The 19,152-nt window shown below is 58.3% G+C and carries 22 protein-coding genes; 16 read left to right on the forward strand and 6 right to left on the reverse strand.

What is annotated here, in order from left to right:
- The first annotated feature begins 108 nt into the window (after positions 1–108).
- The 10 genes from yajC to AC2FI8_RS05580 all read left to right on the forward strand — a co-directional run bounded on the left by yajC (position 109) and on the right by AC2FI8_RS05580 (position 7,104).
- Complete coding sequence (gene yajC / locus AC2FI8_RS05535; protein WP_058274044.1) at positions 109–396, forward strand: preprotein translocase subunit YajC; 288 nt, start codon at positions 109–111, stop codon at positions 394–396.
- Positions 397–429: 33 nt separating this feature from the next.
- Positions 430–2,091 carry a protein translocase subunit SecD gene (gene secD / locus AC2FI8_RS05540; protein WP_496777690.1) on the forward strand — a complete coding sequence of 554 codons (1,662 nt, stop codon included), beginning with the start codon at positions 430–432 and terminating at the stop codon, positions 2,089–2,091.
- 1 nt (position 2,092) lies between these two features.
- On the forward strand, positions 2,093–3,067 hold the full coding sequence (secF, locus tag AC2FI8_RS05545; RefSeq protein ID WP_058277475.1) for a protein translocase subunit SecF: 975 nt from the start codon (positions 2,093–2,095) through the stop codon (positions 3,065–3,067).
- The gene (locus AC2FI8_RS05550; protein WP_496766947.1) at positions 3,060–3,830 is read left to right on the forward strand and encodes a sulfite exporter TauE/SafE family protein; all 771 of its coding nucleotides are present in this window, start codon (positions 3,060–3,062) and stop codon (positions 3,828–3,830) included. The genes secF and AC2FI8_RS05550 overlap by 8 nt, the downstream gene beginning before the upstream one ends.
- Entirely contained in the window at positions 3,817–4,170 is a 354-nt protein-coding gene (locus AC2FI8_RS05555) for an Mth938-like domain-containing protein (RefSeq protein WP_496777693.1), read from the forward strand. Before AC2FI8_RS05550 ends, AC2FI8_RS05555 begins: the two co-directional genes overlap by 14 nt.
- A gap of 147 nt (positions 4,171–4,317) precedes the next feature.
- Positions 4,318–4,932 carry a heme ABC exporter ATP-binding protein CcmA gene (gene ccmA, locus AC2FI8_RS05560; protein WP_496777695.1) on the forward strand — a complete coding sequence of 205 codons (615 nt, stop codon included), beginning with the start codon at positions 4,318–4,320 and terminating at the stop codon, positions 4,930–4,932.
- On the forward strand, positions 4,929–5,585 hold the full coding sequence (ccmB, locus tag AC2FI8_RS05565; protein ID WP_496723499.1) for a heme exporter protein CcmB: 657 nt from the start codon (positions 4,929–4,931) through the stop codon (positions 5,583–5,585). The genes ccmA and ccmB overlap by 4 nt, the downstream gene beginning before the upstream one ends.
- A 61-nt stretch (positions 5,586–5,646) precedes the next feature.
- Positions 5,647–6,420, forward strand: a complete 774-nt coding sequence (locus AC2FI8_RS05570) for a heme ABC transporter permease (protein ID WP_496777697.1) — start codon at positions 5,647–5,649, stop codon at positions 6,418–6,420.
- The gene (gene ccmD, locus AC2FI8_RS05575; protein ID WP_496723495.1) at positions 6,417–6,575 is read left to right on the forward strand and encodes a heme exporter protein CcmD; all 159 of its coding nucleotides are present in this window, start codon (positions 6,417–6,419) and stop codon (positions 6,573–6,575) included. Before AC2FI8_RS05570 ends, ccmD begins: the two co-directional genes overlap by 4 nt.
- Positions 6,568–7,104 (forward strand): DsbE family thiol:disulfide interchange protein, encoded by a 537-nt coding sequence (locus AC2FI8_RS05580; RefSeq protein ID WP_496740451.1) that lies wholly within the window; start codon positions 6,568–6,570, stop codon positions 7,102–7,104. The genes ccmD and AC2FI8_RS05580 overlap by 8 nt, the downstream gene beginning before the upstream one ends.
- 114 nt (positions 7,105–7,218) lie before the next feature.
- Here the strand turns inward: AC2FI8_RS05580 and acnA are convergent, their stop codons facing one another.
- Entirely contained in the window at positions 7,219–9,909 is a 2,691-nt protein-coding gene (gene acnA / locus AC2FI8_RS05585; protein ID WP_496777699.1) for an aconitate hydratase AcnA, read from the reverse strand.
- 231 nt (positions 9,910–10,140) lie between these two features.
- Between acnA and AC2FI8_RS05590 the strand changes: the two genes are divergently transcribed.
- Positions 10,141–10,842, forward strand: coding sequence for a DUF1223 domain-containing protein (locus AC2FI8_RS05590; protein WP_496777701.1), 702 nt, complete (start codon positions 10,141–10,143; stop codon positions 10,840–10,842).
- Here the strand turns inward: AC2FI8_RS05590 and AC2FI8_RS05595 are convergent, their stop codons facing one another.
- The 4 genes from AC2FI8_RS05595 to purB all read right to left on the reverse strand — a co-directional run bounded on the left by AC2FI8_RS05595 (position 10,843) and on the right by purB (position 15,256).
- Positions 10,843–11,766, reverse strand: a complete 924-nt coding sequence (locus tag AC2FI8_RS05595) for a lysophospholipid acyltransferase family protein (RefSeq protein ID WP_496766951.1) — start codon at positions 11,764–11,766, stop codon at positions 10,843–10,845.
- Between the two features lie 115 nt (positions 11,767–11,881).
- Complete coding sequence (locus AC2FI8_RS05600) at positions 11,882–12,961, reverse strand: flagellar motor switch protein FliG (RefSeq protein WP_496777705.1); 1,080 nt, start codon at positions 12,959–12,961, stop codon at positions 11,882–11,884.
- Between the two features lie 68 nt (positions 12,962–13,029).
- On the reverse strand, positions 13,030–13,572 hold the full coding sequence (locus AC2FI8_RS05605) for a tetratricopeptide repeat protein (protein ID WP_496723484.1): 543 nt from the start codon (positions 13,570–13,572) through the stop codon (positions 13,030–13,032).
- A 379-nt stretch (positions 13,573–13,951) separates the two neighbouring features.
- A complete protein-coding gene (gene purB, locus AC2FI8_RS05610) occupies positions 13,952–15,256 on the reverse strand; it encodes an adenylosuccinate lyase (RefSeq protein ID WP_496777708.1) in 1,305 nt (434 codons plus the stop codon).
- Positions 15,257–15,345: 89 nt separating this feature from the next.
- Between purB and AC2FI8_RS05615 the strand changes: the two genes are divergently transcribed.
- The 5 genes from AC2FI8_RS05615 (at position 15,346) to AC2FI8_RS05635 (ending at position 17,812) form a co-directional block, all read left to right on the forward strand.
- Positions 15,346–15,678 carry a hypothetical protein gene (locus tag AC2FI8_RS05615; RefSeq protein ID WP_496777710.1) on the forward strand — a complete coding sequence of 111 codons (333 nt, stop codon included), beginning with the start codon at positions 15,346–15,348 and terminating at the stop codon, positions 15,676–15,678.
- Positions 15,675–16,097, forward strand: a complete 423-nt coding sequence (locus tag AC2FI8_RS05620; RefSeq protein WP_496777712.1) for a DUF6314 family protein — start codon at positions 15,675–15,677, stop codon at positions 16,095–16,097. Before AC2FI8_RS05615 ends, AC2FI8_RS05620 begins: the two co-directional genes overlap by 4 nt.
- A gap of 68 nt (positions 16,098–16,165) precedes the next feature.
- On the forward strand, positions 16,166–16,753 hold the full coding sequence (locus tag AC2FI8_RS05625) for a biotin transporter BioY (RefSeq protein ID WP_496777714.1): 588 nt from the start codon (positions 16,166–16,168) through the stop codon (positions 16,751–16,753).
- A gap of 140 nt (positions 16,754–16,893) precedes the next feature.
- Positions 16,894–17,451 carry a hypothetical protein gene (locus AC2FI8_RS05630; RefSeq protein WP_496723474.1) on the forward strand — a complete coding sequence of 186 codons (558 nt, stop codon included), beginning with the start codon at positions 16,894–16,896 and terminating at the stop codon, positions 17,449–17,451.
- A gap of 10 nt (positions 17,452–17,461) precedes the next feature.
- The gene (locus AC2FI8_RS05635) at positions 17,462–17,812 is read left to right on the forward strand and encodes a hypothetical protein (RefSeq protein WP_082649311.1); all 351 of its coding nucleotides are present in this window, start codon (positions 17,462–17,464) and stop codon (positions 17,810–17,812) included.
- Positions 17,813–17,821: 9 nt separating this feature from the next.
- On the opposite strand, the gene AC2FI8_RS05640 is transcribed toward AC2FI8_RS05635, so the two are convergent.
- On the reverse strand, positions 17,822–19,036 hold the full coding sequence (locus AC2FI8_RS05640; protein WP_496766957.1) for a bifunctional alpha/beta hydrolase/OsmC family protein: 1,215 nt from the start codon (positions 19,034–19,036) through the stop codon (positions 17,822–17,824).
- Positions 19,037–19,152 lie beyond the last annotated feature (116 nt).

Genomic DNA, 19,152 nt, shown 5'->3' on the forward strand with positions numbered 1-19,152 from the left:
TCAGGGCGGTGTACAGCGTTGCCTTCGCTTGCAAAGGCGCAATTCAGAGCATAGGTTCCCGCCAAATTTGCGGAGCATTTCCGCAGCACCAAAACAAAGGAATATCCCATGGAAGGTGGCGCAATCGCCCAGTTTCTCCCGCTGATCCTGATCTTCGCGATCATGTATTTTCTGCTGATCCGTCCGCAGCAAAAAAAGATGAAGCAACATCAGGCCATGGTCGAAGCCGTGCGTCGCGGCGATCAGGTTGTCACCCAAGGTGGAATGATCGGCAAGGTGTCCAAGGTCAAGGAAGGCGACAACGAGATCGAAGTTGAAATCGCCGAGGGTGTGAAGGTTCGTGTGGTCAAGTCGACCATTGCGCAGGTTCTGAACAAGACCGAGCCTGCGAAGTAACTTCGCGCCACAATTCCTTGAAAAGGCAGGGTAATGCTGCAAATTGATACCTGGAAGCGGGTTCTGATCTGGCTGGTCTGCGTGATCGGTCTGATCCTTGCCCTGCCGAATGCGTTTTATACGCGCGTCGAGCAATCCAACGATGCCAAGGCCGCAATCGAGCTTGGCATCGACACCCCCGAAATGCAGGCCGAGGCGGCGCAATGGCCGAACTGGCTGCCGTCGTCGCTGGTCAATCTGGGCCTCGATCTGCGCGGTGGTGCGCATCTGTTGGCCGAAGTTCAGGTCGGCGATGTGTACGAATCCCGGATGGAGGCCATGTGGCCCGAAATTCGCGATGCGCTGCGGGATGAGCGCGCCACTGTAGGCACCATCCGCAAGCAAGAGTCAGCCCCGGACGAGATTCGGTTGCGCATCAGCCAGCCCGAGGGCATGTCCCGCGCGCTTGAAGTTGTGCGCGGTCTGGCCCGTCAGGTGCAGACCCTGACCGGTGTAGGTGCAACCGATATCGAGGCACGGGCTGAAGGCGACACAATCGTCGTTCAACTGTCCGAGGCGGAAAAACTTGCCACAGACGACCGCACTGTTCGCCAGTCGCTTGAGATTGTGCGCCGCCGTATTGACGAGGTCGGAACGCGTGAACCCACGATCCAACGCCAGGGTGCGGATCGTATCCTGATCCAAGTGCCGGGTATCGGCAGTGCTGGTGAACTGAAAGAGATCATCGGCACCACTGCTCAGCTGACATTCAATCCCGTTGTGGGGCGGGGCACCAACCCGGACGCAGTGCCGGGGATTGGCGAACAGGTCCTCCCCTCCATCGACGAAACCGGTTTGTTTTACACAGTCGAGGCGGCCCTAGTCGTCACTGGCGAAGAGCTGGTGGACGCGCAGCCAGCATTCGACCAGAACGGTCGCCCAGCGGTCAGCTTCCGGTTCAACACATCGGGGGCACGCAAGTTCGGCGACTATACGCTGGAAAATATCGGCCAGCCGTTCGCAATCATTCTTGATGATGAGGTCATCTCGGCCCCTGTCATTCAAAGCCACATTCCCGGCGGGTCGGGCATCATCACCGGCAACTTCACCGTCGAAGAAAGCACCAATCTGGCTGTTCTGTTGCGCGCAGGCGCGTTGCCAGCCGGGCTGGAATTCCTCGAAGAGCGTACCATCGGCCCCGAACTGGGGCAGGACAGCATCGACGCCGGTAAGGTCGCAACTATTGTGGCCTTCGTCGCAGTGCTGGTTTTCATGGCGCTCAGCTATGGCCTGTTTGGTCTCTTTGCCAACATTGCCCTGATCATCAACGTCGGCCTGCTGTTTGGTCTGTTGTCCCTGATCGGAGCCACCCTGACACTGCCCGGTATCGCCGGTATCGTGTTGACGGTTGGTATGGCGGTGGATGCCAACGTGCTGATCTTTGAACGTATCCGCGAAGAACTGAAATCCGCCAGAGGCCCGGCGCGCGCGATCGAACTGGGTTATGAAAAGGCGTTGTCGGCCATTCTGGACGCAAACGTGACCACATTCATCACCGCTGTAATCCTGTTTGCCATGGGCAGCGGTCCGGTGCGCGGTTTTGCCATCACGTTGGGTCTGGGCATTCTGACCTCGGTCTTCACCGCGATCTTCGTGACGCGTCTGATGATCGTCATCTGGTTTGAACGCCGCCGCCCGAAAATGATCGAGGTTTGACATGAGACTGAAACTCGTACCCCAGAATACCTCGTTCGATTTCTTCAGCCGCTGGAAAATCTGGCTGGGTATCTCGGCTTTGATGATGATCGTGGCGTTCACGTCCTTCATGCTTCAGGGGCTGAACTTCGGCATCGACTTCCGCGGTGGCACAACGATCCGGACGCAAAGCACCCAAGAGATTGATGTTGGAGTCTATCGTGACGCCCTTGCCCCGTTGGAATTGGGGGATGTGACAATCACAGAGATCTTCGATCCAAACTTTGGACCGGATGAGAATGTCGCGATGATCCGTATCCAGGCGCAAGAAGACGCCGAGGCAGTTACATCGGACGTGATCACTCAGGTCGGCGAGGTGCTTGCCGCTGCTGATCCAGGCCTCAAATTACCATTTGAAAGCGTTGAATCCGTCGGCCCCAAAGTCTCCGGTGAGCTGATCCAAACTGCGGTTATCGCGGTGGTGTTGGCGATCGGGGCGGTGCTGGTATATATCTGGCTGCGTTTCGAATGGCAGTTCGCCTTGGGCGCGGTGGCCGCATTGGTTCACGACGTAATCCTCACCATCGGCATCTTCTCGGAACTGCAAATCCGGTTCGATCTGGCCATCATCGCGGCATTGCTGACCATCGTGGGGTATTCGCTGAACGACACCGTGGTCGTCTTTGACCGTGTTCGCGAGAACCTGCGGAAATACAAGAAAAAGGACCTGAAAGAGGTTCTGAACATCTCGATCAACGAAACGCTCAGCCGGACGGTGATGACCTCGGTTACCACCCTGTTAGCGCTGATCTCGCTTTATGTGCTGGGCGGGGACGTGATCCGCGGCTTTGTTTTCGCGATGATCTGGGGCGTGATCGTAGGGACGTATTCCTCGGTCTTTGTGGCCTCGACCATCCTGCTGTGGCTGGGCGTCAAGCGCGACTGGTCGAAGCCGTCCAACAACGCGGGCAACCAGTTCGCAAATGTGGATGCCTGATCTTCTCGGCCAGTCCCCCACGGGGCTGGCCGTTATACTTTTTGCAGCGACACTGGGTGGCATCGTTCGCGGGTTTTCCGGCTTTGGCACCGCGCTGATTTTTTTACCTCTGGCCACACCGTTCCTCGGCCCGTTTGGGGCGCTGATCGGACTGACGATCATGGATATCTTCGGGCCACTCCCCAACCTGCGACGGACGTGGCGCGTCGTGGACCGCGGCGACCTGGCACGGTTACTGCTGGGCTGCGCCCTGGTCCTGCCCGTTGGCCTGTGGGTCCTTACGCAGGTCGAACCTGAGGTTTTTCGATACGCGGTCAGCTTTCTGGCCTTATTCATGCTTGCAATCCTGATCCTCGGATTACGCTATCAAGGCCGCGTGCGGCGCGCGATGGTGACCGCAATCGGTGGCGCTGCGGGCTTTCTCGGTGGCGTCGCTGGGTTGCCTGGACCGGCGGTGATCTTGTTCTACATGTCTCGCCCACTTCCTGTAGAGGTTATCCGGGCCACAATCCTGCTGTTCCTTTTTGGATTCGATTTTCTCATCTTTGGCTTCCTGTCCGGCATGGGGCGTGTGACCCTCGACAGTGTCGTTTTGGGTTTGGCTCTGTCCGCCCCGAACCTTCTGGGCAATTGGCTGGGCGGATGGCTATTCAATCCGGAAAGGGCAAAGCTCTACCGTGCCGCGGCTTATGTGGTCATCGCCCTTGCTGCCTTGTCGGGCCTGCCGCTTTGGGGCATAGAAGATATCCATGCGGTTGAATGAGATCACATATAACAACGCAACACCGGTTGATGGCTACGGGCCCGGCTTTTTCCGTATTGGTGGCCAGGTTCACCAAGGGGCGGTTCTAACCGGTCCATCGGGCACCACTGGTTGGGGCGGATACGACGATCAATCCTCTTTGCTTGCATTGGCTGGGCATGTGGATGTCCTGTTGATCGGAACGGGCGCTGATCTGGCCCACATCCCCTCTGACCTTCGAACGGCGCTCGAGCAGGCCGGCATGGGCGTTGAGATCATGAACTCACCCGCAGCCTGCCGGACTTATAATGTACTGCTCTCCGAAGGCCGCCGCATCGCGCTGGCTTTGCTTCCCACCTGACAGGAACCGCTTCATCTGGCCAAAAATACCCCGGAGAGAGCGAGGGGCTGGCCCCTCGCTACCGCGGTCCTTTGAAAGCGGATCAGGTGTCACCCTGCGGCAAATCCCGCCTTTTGCCCCTATGCGCAATAAGATAAGCCGGACCGTATGACACTGACCGTATCCGATCTTGCCATCACCCGCGGGGGCATCCCCGTGCTCGAGGGGCTGAACTTCTCGCTTCGACCCGGTCAGGCATTGATCCTGCGTGGACCGAACGGGATCGGAAAAACGACCTTGCTGCGCACGCTGGCGGGGTTGCAGCCGGCGTTGAGCGGAACCATAGACGGGGCCGAAGATCAGATCGCCTACGCCTCTCACTCCGATGGGTTGAAGCCAACGTTGACGGTTGTGGAAAACCTGATCTTCTGGGCCTCGGTCTTTGGAACAAATGACATCCAACCGGCATTGGATGCCTTTGCTTTGAACGAGCTGTCGGACCGCCATGCGGGAAACCTGTCCGCCGGGCAGAAACGTCGCCTTGGACTGGCCCGGATGCTGGTCACCGGGCGGCCGATCTGGATGCTGGATGAACCGACCGTGTCACTGGACAAGGACGCCGTACAGATGTTCGCAGATGCTGTTCGTACCCATCTGGGGCAGGGCGGTTCGGCCCTGATCGCAACCCATATTGACCTGGGCCTGGACGGGGCGGTTTTGGATGTGGGTCCTAACAAAGCCAAGCCAAAACCTATCGACGACTTTGACGGAGGCTTCCTGTGATCGCACTGCTGCTGCGCGACCTGAAACTGGCCTTCCGCGCGGGTGGGGGCTTTGGTCTTGGCCTTGCATTCTTTTTGATTGTAACCGTTCTGGTGCCGTTCTCTGTCGGCCCGCAATCTTCGCTGCTGTCGACAATTGCGCCGGGTGTGCTTTGGCTGGGCGCGCTGTTGGCTTGCCTGTTGTCGCTTGATCGTCTGCTTGCGCTGGATTGGGAAGACGGATCGCTTGACCTCCTAGCAACGGCGCCCTTGCCGCTTGAGGCGGTTGTGACGATCAAGGCGCTGGCCCACTGGTTAACGACGGGTTTGCCCCTGGTTCTGGCCGCGCCGTTTCTGGGTGTGCTGTTGAACCTGCCGGTGCCGGGATTTTTCTGGTTGGTGATCTCACTTTTGGTCGGCACCCCGGCCATGAGTGTAATCGGGACCTTTGGCGCAGCTCTGACAGTCGGCCTAAAGCGTGGTGGTCTATTGTTGTCATTGCTTGTTCTGCCGCTTTATGTTCCCACACTGATCTTCGGGGCCGAGGTCGCGCGCCGTGGTGCCACGGGGATGGAAACTCAGACGCCGCTTTTGATGCTGGCGGGGATCACCGCCGCCACGATTGCGCTGTTGCCTTTTGCCAGCGCAGCAGTATTGCGGATCAACCTTCGGTGACGCTGTCGCAGTTTGACTGATGTCAATTGAGAACAAACACGAGTCGGACTAAATAGAGCCCATGTCTATCGCAGCCAAAGCCAATACCCTCTGGGAATACGCCAACCCGCGCAAATTCCTCGCGACCAGCGAGCGGATCCTGCCGTTCTTCTGGATGACTTCTTTTGTGTGTCTGTTCGTTGGGCTGGTTTGGGGTTTTTTCTTCACACCGGATGACTACAAACAGGGCTCGACGGTCAAGATCATCTATCTGCATGTGCCTGCGGCGCTGATGGCGATTAATTGTTGGCTGATGATGCTGGCGACCTCGCTGATCTGGCTTGTACGGCGTCACCATGTCAGCGCGCTGGCAGCCCGGGCGGCTGCGCCGGTCGGTATCGTGATGACAATGGTCGCCTTGGCAACCGGCGCGATCTGGGGGCAACCGATGTGGGGCACGTGGTGGGCCTGGGATCCTCGCCTGACCGCGTTCCTGATCCTGTTCCTGTTCTATCTGGGCTACGTGGCGCTTTGGGAAGCGATCGAAGATGCCGACACAGCCGCCGATCTGACCTCGGTCCTGTGTCTGGTGGGTTCGGTTTTTGCCTTGCTCAGCCGCTATGCGGTGAACTTCTGGAACCAAGGCCTGCATCAGGGGGCATCCGTGATGCGCGCCGCAGCCGTCACCGGCGCGGATACCGAAGAAAAGGTCAGCAACATCTATTTCTACCCGCTGCTGCTGTGCATCATCGGATTTGTGCTGCTGTTCATTGCGTTGGTTCTGTATCGCACAGGAACAGAAATCCGGGCGCGACGGATCAAGGCGCTGCTGGCGCGAGAAAGGCTAAACGGATGATCCCAGATCTTGGAAAATATGCCGACGCGGTCCTGTGGTCCTATGCTGCCTCGCTGGGGTTGCTGATTGCACTGGTCGTTCTCAGCGTAATGCGCGGGCGCAAAGTCCGGGCGGAAATGGAAAAGGTCGAACACAGGATGTCGCGCAATGGCTAAAATCTCACCCCTGATGATTGCGCCGCCGTTGATCTTCGGCGCTTTTGCCGTTCTGGCAGGCATTGGAATGTTCCGCGACGACCCTGATGCTTTGCCATCTGCACGCGAAGGGCAGCCCGCGCCACCTGTCGTTCTGACAGAGTTTCCGGGCAAAACGTTGTTCGACGATGCCACTTTGCGTGATGGTGAGGTCAAGCTGGTCAACTATTGGGCCAGCTGGTGCGCACCCTGTCGGGCTGAGCATCCCAATCTTGAGGCGCTGTCCGAAGAGGGCATCCCGGTCTATGGCATCAACTACAAGGATCAGTTGGCCAATGCCGAAGGTTTTCTGACCGAACTGGGCGACCCTTACGAGGCCATCGGACGGGATGAGCAAGGACGCATGGCGCTGGACTGGGGTCTCTACGGTGTTCCGGAAACTTATGTAATCGACGGAGAGGGCACGATCATTCTGCGCTTTGCCGGTCCGATCACGCAGCGCGTGATTGAAAGCACGATCCGCCCTGCCTTGGAAAAAGCCGGCCAGTGATCTGAACCGTTGCCAAGCGGAGCGTGCCTGCGGCACGCGCTCTATTTCTTATTGGTGCTGGTGGCGCTGGCACTCAAGAAAAAGCCCCGGCGCATTGGCCGGGGCTTTGTTGCTTTAAGCTTCCTTGGCAAGGTTCCGCAGCACATATTGCAGCACGCCGCCGTTTTCGATGTATTCGATCTCGGGCGCTGTATCGATCCGGCATTTCAGCGTGATTGTTTTCTCGGTTCCGTCGCCGAAAATGATGGTGCAGGGCACCTCTTGCAGCGGCTCGACCGAATCCAAGCCGTGGATCGATACTGTTTCATCGCCAGTCAGGCCCAGTGTCTTGCGGGTGTCGCCGCCGGTGAACTCGAACGGGATCACGCCCATGCCAACCAGGTTGGACCGGTGGATACGCTCAAAGCTTTCGGCGATCACGGCTTTGACGCCCAGCAGGGCCGTGCCTTTGGCAGCCCAGTCCCGGGATGAACCGGCGCCGTATTGCTCGCCACCAAAGACGACTAGCGGAAGGCCTAGTTCCTGGTAGGCCATCGAAGCGTCGTAGATCGAAGCCTGCTCGCCGTCAGGACCTTTGGTATAGCCACCTTCGACGCCGTCCAGCATTTCATTCTTAATGCGGATGTTGGCGAAGGTACCACGCATCATGACCTCATGGTTGCCGCGGCGGGAACCGTAGGAATTGAACTCACGCGGTTGCACCTGACGTTCGATCAGGTACTGACCGGCAGGCGAGGTGCTTGCAAAAGACCCTGCGGGTGAGATGTGGTCGGTCGTGACCATGTCCCCAAGAACCGCCAATACCTTGGCCCCTTCGATATTTGTGATCGTGCCCGGCTCGGCACCCATCCCCTGAAAATAGGGAGGGTTCTGGATATAGGTCGAAGTCGGCGGCCAGTCATAGGTTTCCTGTTGCGGAACCTCAACGCTCTGCCATTTCTCATCGCCTTTGAAGACGTCCGCATATTTCGACTGGAACGCTTCGCGGGTGACAGTTTCTTGCACCAGCTCGGCAATTTCGCTTTGGGTTGGCCAGATGTCCTTCATGAAGACGTCATTGCCGTCCTTGTCCTGGCCGATCGGCTCGGATGTCAGGTCGATATCCATGGTGCCAGCCAGTGCGTAGACCACGACCAGTGGCGGCGAGGCCAGATAGTTGGCCCTCACGTCCGGCGAAATCCGGCCTTCAAAGTTGCGGTTGCCAGACAGAACGGATGTGGCGACCAAATCGCCCTCGGCAATTGCTTCACTGATTTCCCGCTGGATCGGGCCAGAGTTGCCGATGCAGGTGGTGCAGCCATAACCAACCAGGTTGAACCCGATGGCATCCAGATGCTGCTGCAGGCCAGCCGCCTCAAGGTATTCAGACACAACCTGCGAACCGGGGGCCAGCGATGTTTTGACCCACGGCTGACGGTTCAAGCCTAGCTCATGCGCCTTTTTTGCGACTAGGCCGGCACCGATCATCACATAAGGGTTCGAAGTGTTGGTACAGGAGGTGATCGAGGCGATCACAACCTTGCCCGATTCCATGCCGTAGTTTTCGCCCTTGACCACGACCTGCTTGCCCATCGGGCGCTTGAAGGTTTCGGCCATTTCCTTGGTAAAGGCAGCTTTGGCGTCGGTCAGCGCAACATAGTCCTGTGGACGTTTTGGCCCCGAGATTGCGGGAACGATCGTGCCCATGTCCAGCGTCAGAGTGTCGGTGTAGATGGGCGCGTAGTTCTCATCACGCCAAAGGCCGTTTTCCTTGGCATAAGCTTCGACAAGTGCCAGACGATTCTCATCCCGGCCGGTGTTACGCATATAGCGCAGGGTCTCGCCGTCAATTGGGAAGAAACCGCAGGTCGCGCCATACTCGGGGGCCATGTTGGCAATCGTTGCGCGGTCAGCCAGCGGCAGACGATCCAGACCGCTCCCGTAGAACTCGACGAATTTGCCCACCACGCCCTTCGCGCGCAGCATCTCGACGACTTTCAGAACAAGGTCAGTGCCAGTGGTGCCTTCGAGCATCGCGCCGGTCAGCTCAAAACCTACAACCTCAGGGATCAGCATCGAGATCGGCTGGCCCAGCATCGCGGCCTCGGCCTCAATCCCGCCGACACCCCAGCCCAGAACGGCCATGCCGTTGACCATCGTGGTGTGGCTGTCGGTACCAACTAGCGTGTCGGGGTAGGCGACTTCGTCGCCGTTCTGGTCGGTGTCGGTCCAGACGGTCTGGGCCAGATATTCAAGGTTCACCTGATGGCAGATACCGGTTCCGGGGGGAACAACGCGGAAGTTGTTAAATGCCGATTGCCCCCATTTAAGGAACTGGTAACGCTCCATGTTGCGCTCATATTCACGGTCCACATTCATCTGGAACGCGCGCGGGTTGCCGAATTCATCAATCATGACCGAGTGGTCGATGACCAGATCAACAGGGTTCAGTGGATTGATCTTCTGCGCATCGCCGCCCAGCCCTTTGATGCCATCGCGCATTGCGGCTAGGTCAACAACAGCCGGAACGCCGGTAAAGTCCTGCATCAACACGCGGGCAGGGCGATACGCAATCTCGCGCGGGTTCTTGCCGCCATTACGTGCCCATTCGCCAAAGGCTTTGATATCGTCGACCGCGACGGAAAAGCCATCGTCCTCGAACCGCAGCATGTTTTCCAGAACCACTTTCAGCGCGGCGGGAAGCTTGGAAAAATCACCCAGACCAGCCTCTTGCGCGGCAGGGATCGAGTAATATGAAATGGATTTGCCATTCACGCTAAGGTTGCGGCGTGTTTTGGCGGTATCTTGTCCGACTTTGATGGGCATCTGTGGCCTCCCTCTGAAATGACTTAGATCCCGGGATTCGCTAATAGTTATCTGCATCACCAAAGCCTTTGGTTCAAGGACCAAGGTGATGAGCTTGTTGAGTTATGTATACCATTGCACACAAAATTTAAGGGTAACGATGGTCGCATGTCTCAAGAAACGTTGATTGGAGGTTGAACGGGCTTGCGTTTAAACCGGTCGGTACATCCAGCCAAAGGCCCGAGACCCGTAATGTTCAGATCCATCCGCGAAACAGCGCTAGTTTCCTTGTTTCTCTCCACAGCAGCCCTGGCCGAGGGCGACCCGGTTGTGGTTGAGTTGTTCACATCTCAGGGCTGTTCGTCCTGTCCGCCTGCCGACCGGATCATGCATGATTTGGCCAAACGCGACGATGTGATCGGCCTGGCACTACATGTGGATTACTGGGACTACATCGGCTGGAAGGATGAATATGCAGACCCGGATCACACTCTGCGCCAGCGCACTTATGCGCGAGAAGGTGGGCGGTCGATGATCTATACGCCTCAGATGGTGGTGAATGGCCAGCAGGATGTGGTCGGGGTGCAATCCCGGGAACTGGATCGCCTGATCAATGCGCATCTCAAGGCCGCCCCGCAAGCATCCGTGACGGCCGTGCGCTCGGGCGAAGACGTATCGGTGGATGTGACGCCGGTCGAACTGCCGGCCGGAGAAACCTATGACATCCGGGTCATTCAGTATTCACCTATGCGCCATGCCTCGATCCGACGCGGAGAGCTGGCTGGCCACGATCTGGACTATGCCAATGTTGTCGAGGCCTGGCATATGGCAGGTCAATGGGACGGTGTCGCGCCTCAGGCGTTTTCGGTAATCGTCGACACAGATTTTCCGGCAGTTGTGCTGGTGCAAAGGGCAGGGCACGGCCCGATTGTGGCAGCAGCGCGGGTCAAGTAATCAGGGCATATCCTCGGGCTGAACGCCCAAACCGTTCCAGGCTTTCCAGCGCCGGTGGATCCAGAACCACTGACCCATATGCTGTCTTACCATAGCCTCAAGATCGTCATTGGTGAACTGGGTCATGGTTCTGGGGTCTGTGTGCGGCACCGGTTCGTGCAGCACGATTTCGAAATCCACGCCGTTTGGTTGCCGCACCGCGTAACACGGGATCAGGACGGCGTTGTATTTCATTGCCAGTTCTGCATTCAGGACTGAGGTCACGGCGGGCTTACCAAAGAATGTCAGCTCTTCACCGCCATGTGCGTGCAGATCGGATACGATCGCGATGATCTCATTTTTCTTGAGCGAACGCACCATCTCGACCATTCCGCGGCGGCCCTGTTCGAACATCGGCGAGCCGGTCTTATGGAACGCCTCGACATACATGTCGTTGAAATAAGGGTTCGCCATGCGGCGATAGAGGCACCCAATCGGTTGACCGCTGCGTTCCTGCAGGGCGATGCGTGCTGCAAGATAGTGACCAAAATGCGCGGTGATCATCATGATCGGTCGCCCTTCGGCGACGGCAGTGTCAAATGCGGCAACACCCGAACCGCTTACCTTTGCCGTGCGCTGGCGTTCGGTGAACCCTTCGGGCGAAAAATGCTCCATAATCGCGCGACCGGCATTGTCCGGAACGGCACTGCAAATTCTGTTGACCTCGGCCTCTGACAGGTCAGGGCGGGTCAATTTCAAGTTGCTGCGCACGCGTTTGGTAAAGCCGATCAACGGTGAAAGTCCACGTGCGATTACGCCCATGGTGGCCAGGCGAGCTTCATAGGGCAGCAACCGCAAGGTCCCGATGACGCCCTTCATGAACAATCCAGTGATGTAGTATTTTCTAAGCTCTGTGCGGCTTAGTTCCGACTTTTCGACGGGCATGAATAGGTCTCACCGGCTGTTGCGATTTGCCGGGCAAGACATACAAGGCGGAAACCGCAACCACAAGCGTTGCAAACCAAAGCCATGCTTTGACTTGCCGGATCGGACTTGCCGGTCACTCTTCGATCAACGCTAGTGCGCCTTCATCCACCAGTGTTCGAATTGCAACAACGACTAGGGTCATCGCGTCTTCGGCTTCGGACAGTTTCACCTTGCCGCGTTCGGTGATTTCTTCGCGCAGGTTATCCGCCATACGCGTGGACATGTTGGACAGCAGAAACTCGACCGCTGATTTGTCATCTTCGCCCTGGGCTCCGGCCAGGGCGGTAACAAGGTCTGCCTGTTCCACGCCACGCAGAATCGCAGGCACGTCCCGGGGCAGGATGCGGGCCGGGATATGGGCGAAGGTGAATATTGATTGGCGCACCAAAGCTGCAAAGTCGGTGTCTTCTTCATCCAGGGCCGTCAAAAGCCCGTCGCGCGTCGCTGCGGCTGATTGGTTCAGAATCGCACCGACCCGCGCTCCGGGGCCATCCGAAAAGGCCGTGGCGGGGCGTCGATCAAGTTGCGCCGCCAACGACCAGCCAATCCGTTCAACCGCCTCGGGCGTGATGTTGGCTGTTTTGGACACGGCATAGGTGATGCGCCGCGCGACCGGGCCGGGCAGGTGACCCAGAAGTTGCGCGGCATTCGCAGTTTCAAGCTTGGACAACATGACCGCCGCAATTTCAGTGCTTTCGGCCAGAGCGATGGCGGCCAAATCTTCTGTCGGGATTTCGCGCAGCCGTTGCCACGGATCCCCGACCTGGCGCACCCCGGCTTCTTTCCGCAACCTGGCCGCTGTTGCTGGCGTAATCTTGTCGCTGACAGCATCCAAAGCACCGGCCAACCCATGTGGAAAAGACAGGCCGACACTGTCCAGCGCTTCGGCAAATTCATGTGCGACGGATGCCAGCGTGATGCGATCCACAAGGCCCATCTGACCCAGCTGGTGCGTCAGCTTTTCCTGCAAATCGTCGGGAAGTTCTTCCAGGGGGATATCCGCACCCTCATTCAACAAAAGGCGCACAACGACGGCGGCTTTTTGTCGGTTGCTCAGCGCCTTGGGGACGACGCGGGGCGCGTCGTTCTGGGCGTCGGCTGCGGGTTTTGATGTCCCCGGTGCCAGTTGAACCAAAGAGTTTGTGTCCTGCATCTGCCTGTGGTGCCAAGTTTCTGTTCCACAGGCAGATTACGGAGAGTCGGGTAAAGAAAGGCTGAAGTTTAGTAGTTGTAAGTCAGCCCGGTGCGGATCGCCTCGCGCAGGGATGCCTCGGCCCAGGTGCCTTCACCGCCGCGCGCCTTGATCTCGCGCCACTGTGCGATGGCAAGATCGGTTTTGCCCTCGGTGACAAAGCCCTGACCCATATAGCTGCGCGCCAGTATGTTGTCGGGATTTGCCTCTATGGCGTTCGAATAGAAGGCATTCGCCAGATCAAGCTCACCCATTTTGCGGTAGGTGAAACCCCAGTAGGTCAACACGCGATCATCATCCTGATCCATGATGCGCAGGATGTCCTGTGCATTTTCGAACTGTCCGTCATAGGCCAGTTCGCGCACAGCGTCGTAAAGTTCGTCTTCAGTAAAGTTGGTCTTGTCCGGCTTCACGCACCGTCCGGCGTCTTTGTCATAGACGCGACCGAAGAAACACTTCTTGGTCGTGTTGGTCGGCTTTGGCGGGCTGCTGTCACCGCCACCAGCGGCAATCGCGACCGGCGCGAATGCGAAGGCCTGAAGGGCGATGGCTGAAGCGAGTACTAGGCGCATATTCCTACTCCGTTGTATGGGCTACTTACAGAAAGCATAGTGCGTTCTTCTCAAAAGCTAACAACCGAAGGCTCGCGTTTATTCACGAATAGGAAGATTTTTTCTCAGCTATTCACAATTTTGGTGCAGGTATGGGTTTCTGCATCCCAATACGTGCCCGGCGCGCAGGACTGGGTTTGCTTGGAATGGCCACTGCAGGCCAAAGCAACGGAAGCTGAACAACTAAGAGCCAAAGCGCAAATCAAAGTGCGGATCATCGTGTTTCTCCTGTCCGGACATACGCGGGCATCATAGCCTGTTTTGGCCTGTCTGGCAAAAGAGCAGGGCCCGGATCACGTCACGCGAACCGGGCCCTGCGAAGCATTTGATCAATCGCGGTTTATTCGCCGAACACACGGGCGAAGATCGTATCAACGTGTTTGGTATGATAGCCGAGATCGAATTTCTCTTCGATTTCTTCAGGGCTCAGCGCGGCGGTGACGTCCGCGTCTGCCAGCAGTTCTTCTTTGAAATCGGTGCGGTGTTCCCAGACTTTCAGCGCGTTGCGCTGAACCATGGCATAGGCATCTTCGCGGCTGACACCTGCTTGTGTCAGCGCCAGCAGAACCCGCTGGCTCATCACAAGACCGGGGAACTTATTCATGTTTTCGATCATGTTCTCGGGGAAGATCAACATCTTGTCGATCACGCCTGTCAGTCGCGCCAGTGCAAAATCCAGTGTGATCGTGGCATCCGGCCCGATCATGCGTTCAACCGAGGAATGCGAGATATCGCGCTCGTGCCAGAGCGCCACGTTTTCCATCGCCGGGATCACTGCCGCGCGTACCATGCGGGCCAACCCGGTCAGGTTCTCGGTCAGAACCGGGTTTTTCTTGTGTGGCATGGCCGAGGAGCCTTTCTGACCCATCGAGAAGAACTCGGCCCCCTCCAGCACCTCGGTGCGCTGCATGTGGCGGATTTCGATGGCGACGTTCTCGATGCTGCTGGCGATAACCCCCAGCGTGGCAAAGAATGCAGCATGACGGTCGCGCGGGATGACCTGAGTGCTAATCGGCTCAGGCACCAGACCCAACTGGTCGCAGACATGCTCTTCCACACGCGGGTCGACATTGGCGAAGGTACCGACCGCGCCGCTGATCGCGCCAGTGGCAATTTCAGCGCGGGCGTCGCGCATGCGGGACAGGTTGCGGTCCATCTCGGCGTAAAAACGCGCGAAAGTCAGGCCCATGGTGGTTGGCTCTGCGTGGATGCCGTGGCTGCGACCGATACGGACGGTATCCTTGTGTTCAATCGCGCGGCGTTTTAGGGCAGCCAGCAGACCTTCTAGATCTGCGATCAGCAGGTCGGCGGCGCGGGTCAGTTGCACGTTGAAACATGTGTCGAGTACGTCCGAGCTGGTCATGCCCTGATGGACAAAACGCGCCTCTTCACTGCCGACATGTTCGGACAAATGGGTCAGGAAGGCGATGACGTCGTGCTTGGTAACCGCTTCGATTTCGTCGATGCGAGCCACGTCGAATTCCACGTCTTTGGCTTTCCAGACGGCCTCGGCATTCTCGCGCGGGATCACACCCAAGTTCGCCATGGCGTCACAGGCATGGGCCTCGATCTCGTACCAGATGCGAAACTTGGATTCGGGCGACCAGATGGCGACCATATCGGGGCGGGAATAGCGTGGAATCATTGGCAGCGGCACCTTATTGTGATTTGGCAGGAGGCGTTGCGGCGGGGTTTAAACCCGCGCAGACAAAGGAACAAGGCGCGAGTGCGAATATGAGACGGTTTGCCCTGATTTTGGCCCTTTGGCCCGGTTTTCTGGTGGCAGAGGAGTTCAGAACGCTGACGGGGGATGAAATTCTGTCGGTATTGACCGGACAGAAGCTCGATTACGGGGATGGTATCTGGCAGACCTTCGAGGATACGATGCTGACACAGTATTTTTCGGGCGGACCCAGCGCCGGGCGGTGGGCAGTGAGCGAGGATCGTTATTGCTCGGTCTGGCCGCCTTCGGATTTTTGGGCTTGCTATGATGTCCAGCAAAGCGGGGATGTGATCCGGTTCGTGGATGATAGCGGTGCCACGACCGACGGGACACTCGTCGAATGAGCCTGCCGCGCAATCTGTCGGATTTCGAAGGCCATTGGAGCCTGACCCGGACCATTCTGGATACGCAGGCGGGGCAGGTGGTGCAGGCCGATGGTCACACGGTCCTGAGCCCGACCGAGGACGGCTTGACATACGACGAAGAGGTCACGCTGCGTGTGCCGGGGCAAGCCGAGATGAAAGGCACGCGCAGGTACCTGTGGCAAGCAGCGGGTGCGACGATTGCCATACATTTTGACGACGGCCGCTATTTTCACCGGCTGGCCTTGGGGCAGGCACATGCGTCTGACCACCACGATTGCCCGCCCGACAGCTACGATGCTGTCTACGATTTTTCGGCCTGGCCGGTCTGGTCAGTGCGCTGGATCGTCTCGGGACCTAGAAAATCTTATGAAATGAGCACCGAATATCGGTTAAGATAGCGTAATCATGTTGCAGTCAAAGCTCTGAGCGGGCATTTCTGCAGTTGAAAATAGGTGGAGACATAAGAATGAATGCGAATGTACTGGCCAATGCGATTGGCCCGCGCGAAGGCACCGCGCTGCGCGTCAAACAGGTTGTGCTGGTCGCTCTGGGTATTCTGGCGCTTGCAATTGCCGCAAAGATCAAGGTCCCGATGTGGCCCGTCCCGATCACGATGGGCACCTTTGCCGTGCTGACCATTGGCACCGCCTATGGCACGCGTCTGGGTCTGGCCACCATGCTGGGCTACCTGCTGATCGGCGCGCTGGGCTTTGATGTGTTCGCAGGTTCCTCGGCTGAGAAATTCGGTCTGACTTACATGATAGGCGGTACCGGCGGTTATCTGGTCGGTTACCTTCTGGCAACCGTTCTGCTGGGCGCACTGGCCGCGCGAGGCTGGGACCGTTCGTTCGGCAAGATGGCGTTGGCTCTGGTTCTGGCAAATGTCGCGATCTACGTGCCCGGTCTGTTGTGGCTGGGTCAGCTGTACGGATGGGACCAGCCGATCCTGCAGTGGGGTCTGACACCCTTCTTGGTGGGCGACGCGATCAAGCTGGTGCTGGCTGCACTGCTGATCCCTGGCCTGTGGAAACTGGTGGGCGACGCTCGTTCGTAATTTCCAACCAATCCAAATCTGACGAAGCCGCGCCCGGAGATATCCCGGCGCGGTTTTTTGTGCCCGCACATTGGAATGCTGGACAAAAGGGGCCACTGCAGGTCAATCTGCATTCAATGAAATCATTAGGTTATTGAGATATGCGTATTCAATTAGCTTCGGCACTCGCGGTTTGTGCTTCGCTTATGCTGAGCGGCGGGACGGCATCCGCCGACACTCCGGTTACCTATACGGACAATGGACGCGCGCTATTCGGCTTTTCCGTGCCCGACTTCTGGGCGCTGCGCACCGGTGGCCCGCGCGAAATTGAAGATACCGAGCTGGGCGATGCACGTGCCGTGGCTCGGGTCATGGGGATGCGGCCAGTCACGGACGATAATGTCTGGATGGGCTTTGTGTCGCCTGCCGGCGTGGCCTCGATCGAGGGCGGTCTGCGGTATCTTGAAGACATAGACAGGTTTCTGGTCAAGGATCCGACCGTATCCGAAACCACCACGACGCGTATCGGCGGATTGCCCGCACGGGTTATTCGCGGGACCGGCAATCGCGAAGGACGTGGTGTTAACTTTACGGTTTCAGTGATCGACTTGCCGAGGGGGCGCGTAGCCATTGCCGTGGCGATCCTGCGCGACGGCGCCGATCCAGCTTATGTGAACGACCTGAACGCCGTGTTCGCGTCGTTCCGGTCCCTTCAGTGAGGAGGCGCACATGACACGCAAATTGATCAAACGTGCAACCCTTGCCCTTGGATTGGGTGCTGCCACACTGACGCTTTCGGCCTGTGATGGCGTCACCGTTGGCGTGGGATACGGGTATGACCCCTTCTACGACTCGATGTTGTGGAACGACTACTATCACGACGTGGATGTAGATATAGACATCGACCGACCGGATCGACCCAGACCGCCGGATGGACGTCCACCTGCGCGTCCTGTTCCGCCAATCGCCAAGCCACCGAACAGACCGCCGGTGTCCCGACCACCGAACCGTCCAAGACCACCAGTCGCACGGCCTCCGGCGGCTCGGCCACCCATTCACCGCCCCGCAGGGCGGCGCTGAGCTAGCGGGTCAGTCCAGTAATTCCGTCGTGATCTGGGCTGACCCTTCCAAGGTTCTGTGGACCGGGCATTTGTCCGCGATTTCCAGCAGTCGCGCGCGTTGCTCGGCCGTCAGCGGACCTTCAAGGCGGATCTTGCGGCGGAACTGATCGACTTTTCCTTCGTTGGCCAGCCCGGCATCTTGTGCGTGGACCTTGTTGTGGCACACATCGACTAAAACGGTTTTCAGCGGCCACCGCTTGCGCCGCGCATACATGCGGATGGTCATCGATGTGCAAGCCCCAAGACCAGACGACACGAATCCATAGGGAGACATGCCTCGGTCGGTGCCGCCGTATGAGGCGGGCTCGTCCGCGACGGCGTGGTGGCGTGGGCCGGACTGAATGTCCTGCAGGAACCCTTCCGGATCAGCTTCGGTCACTCGAACGACACCTTCGGGCGCCCCCGGTGGCGGGGCAGGCGGGCAGAGCTTGACGTATCGCGTCACCCACGCGGTGATCACGTCCGCCGCGTATTCTGCATCGGATGCGCGGGTAATCAGGTGATCGGCATCGTCGAGGGTCACAAAGCTCTTGGGGTGTTTGGCGGCCAGAAAGATTGTGCTGGCATTGTCGATGCTTACGGTCTCGTCCCGAGGGGCGTGCAAGATCAGCAAAGCGGCCTTCAGATCTGCGATAGCGGGCATCAGGGCTGCTTCGGAAATATCATCCACAAAAGCTTTGCCAATGCGGAAGGGACGCCCGCCCAACATCACGTCCGCCGATCCAGCCTGCTTGATCTCCGGCAGCGCATCTTCGAAGTGATGCGCTACATGGCCCGGATCTGCGGGTGCACCCAAAGTGACCACGGCCTTGACGCTGGGAATTCCAGCGCGGGCGCGCAACACAGCCGCACCACCCAGCGAATGGCCGATGAGCAATGCCGGAGCCATGTTGCGGCCCGCCAGATAATGTGAGGCGGCGATCAGGTCTTCGACATTGGAGGTAAAGGTTGTGTTGGCAAATTCCCCACCGGAATGACCCAGCCCGGTGAAATCAAATCGCAGCACGGCGATGCCCATTGCCGCCAGTCGGGCCGCGATCCTGCGCGCGGCAGGGATGTCTTTGGAACAGGTGAAACAATGCGCAAATAGCGCCGTGGCCAGAACCGGTCCGTCCGGCAAATCCAGGCGCGCGGCCAATTGGTTGCCGTCGTGACCGGCAAAGGTAATGCGTTCGGTGGGCATGGCAGTTCCTTGTTCGTCGGGATGACTAATAGTGTGTGCTTCCGTCTGGCCGCTCAACCCCATTGTAAGAAGCGTCACGGGAAGGTGAGTGAAGCGAACGGATTGCGCGCATTCCT

The sequence above is a fragment of the Ruegeria sp. CDSB029 genome, from assembly GCF_059611125.1.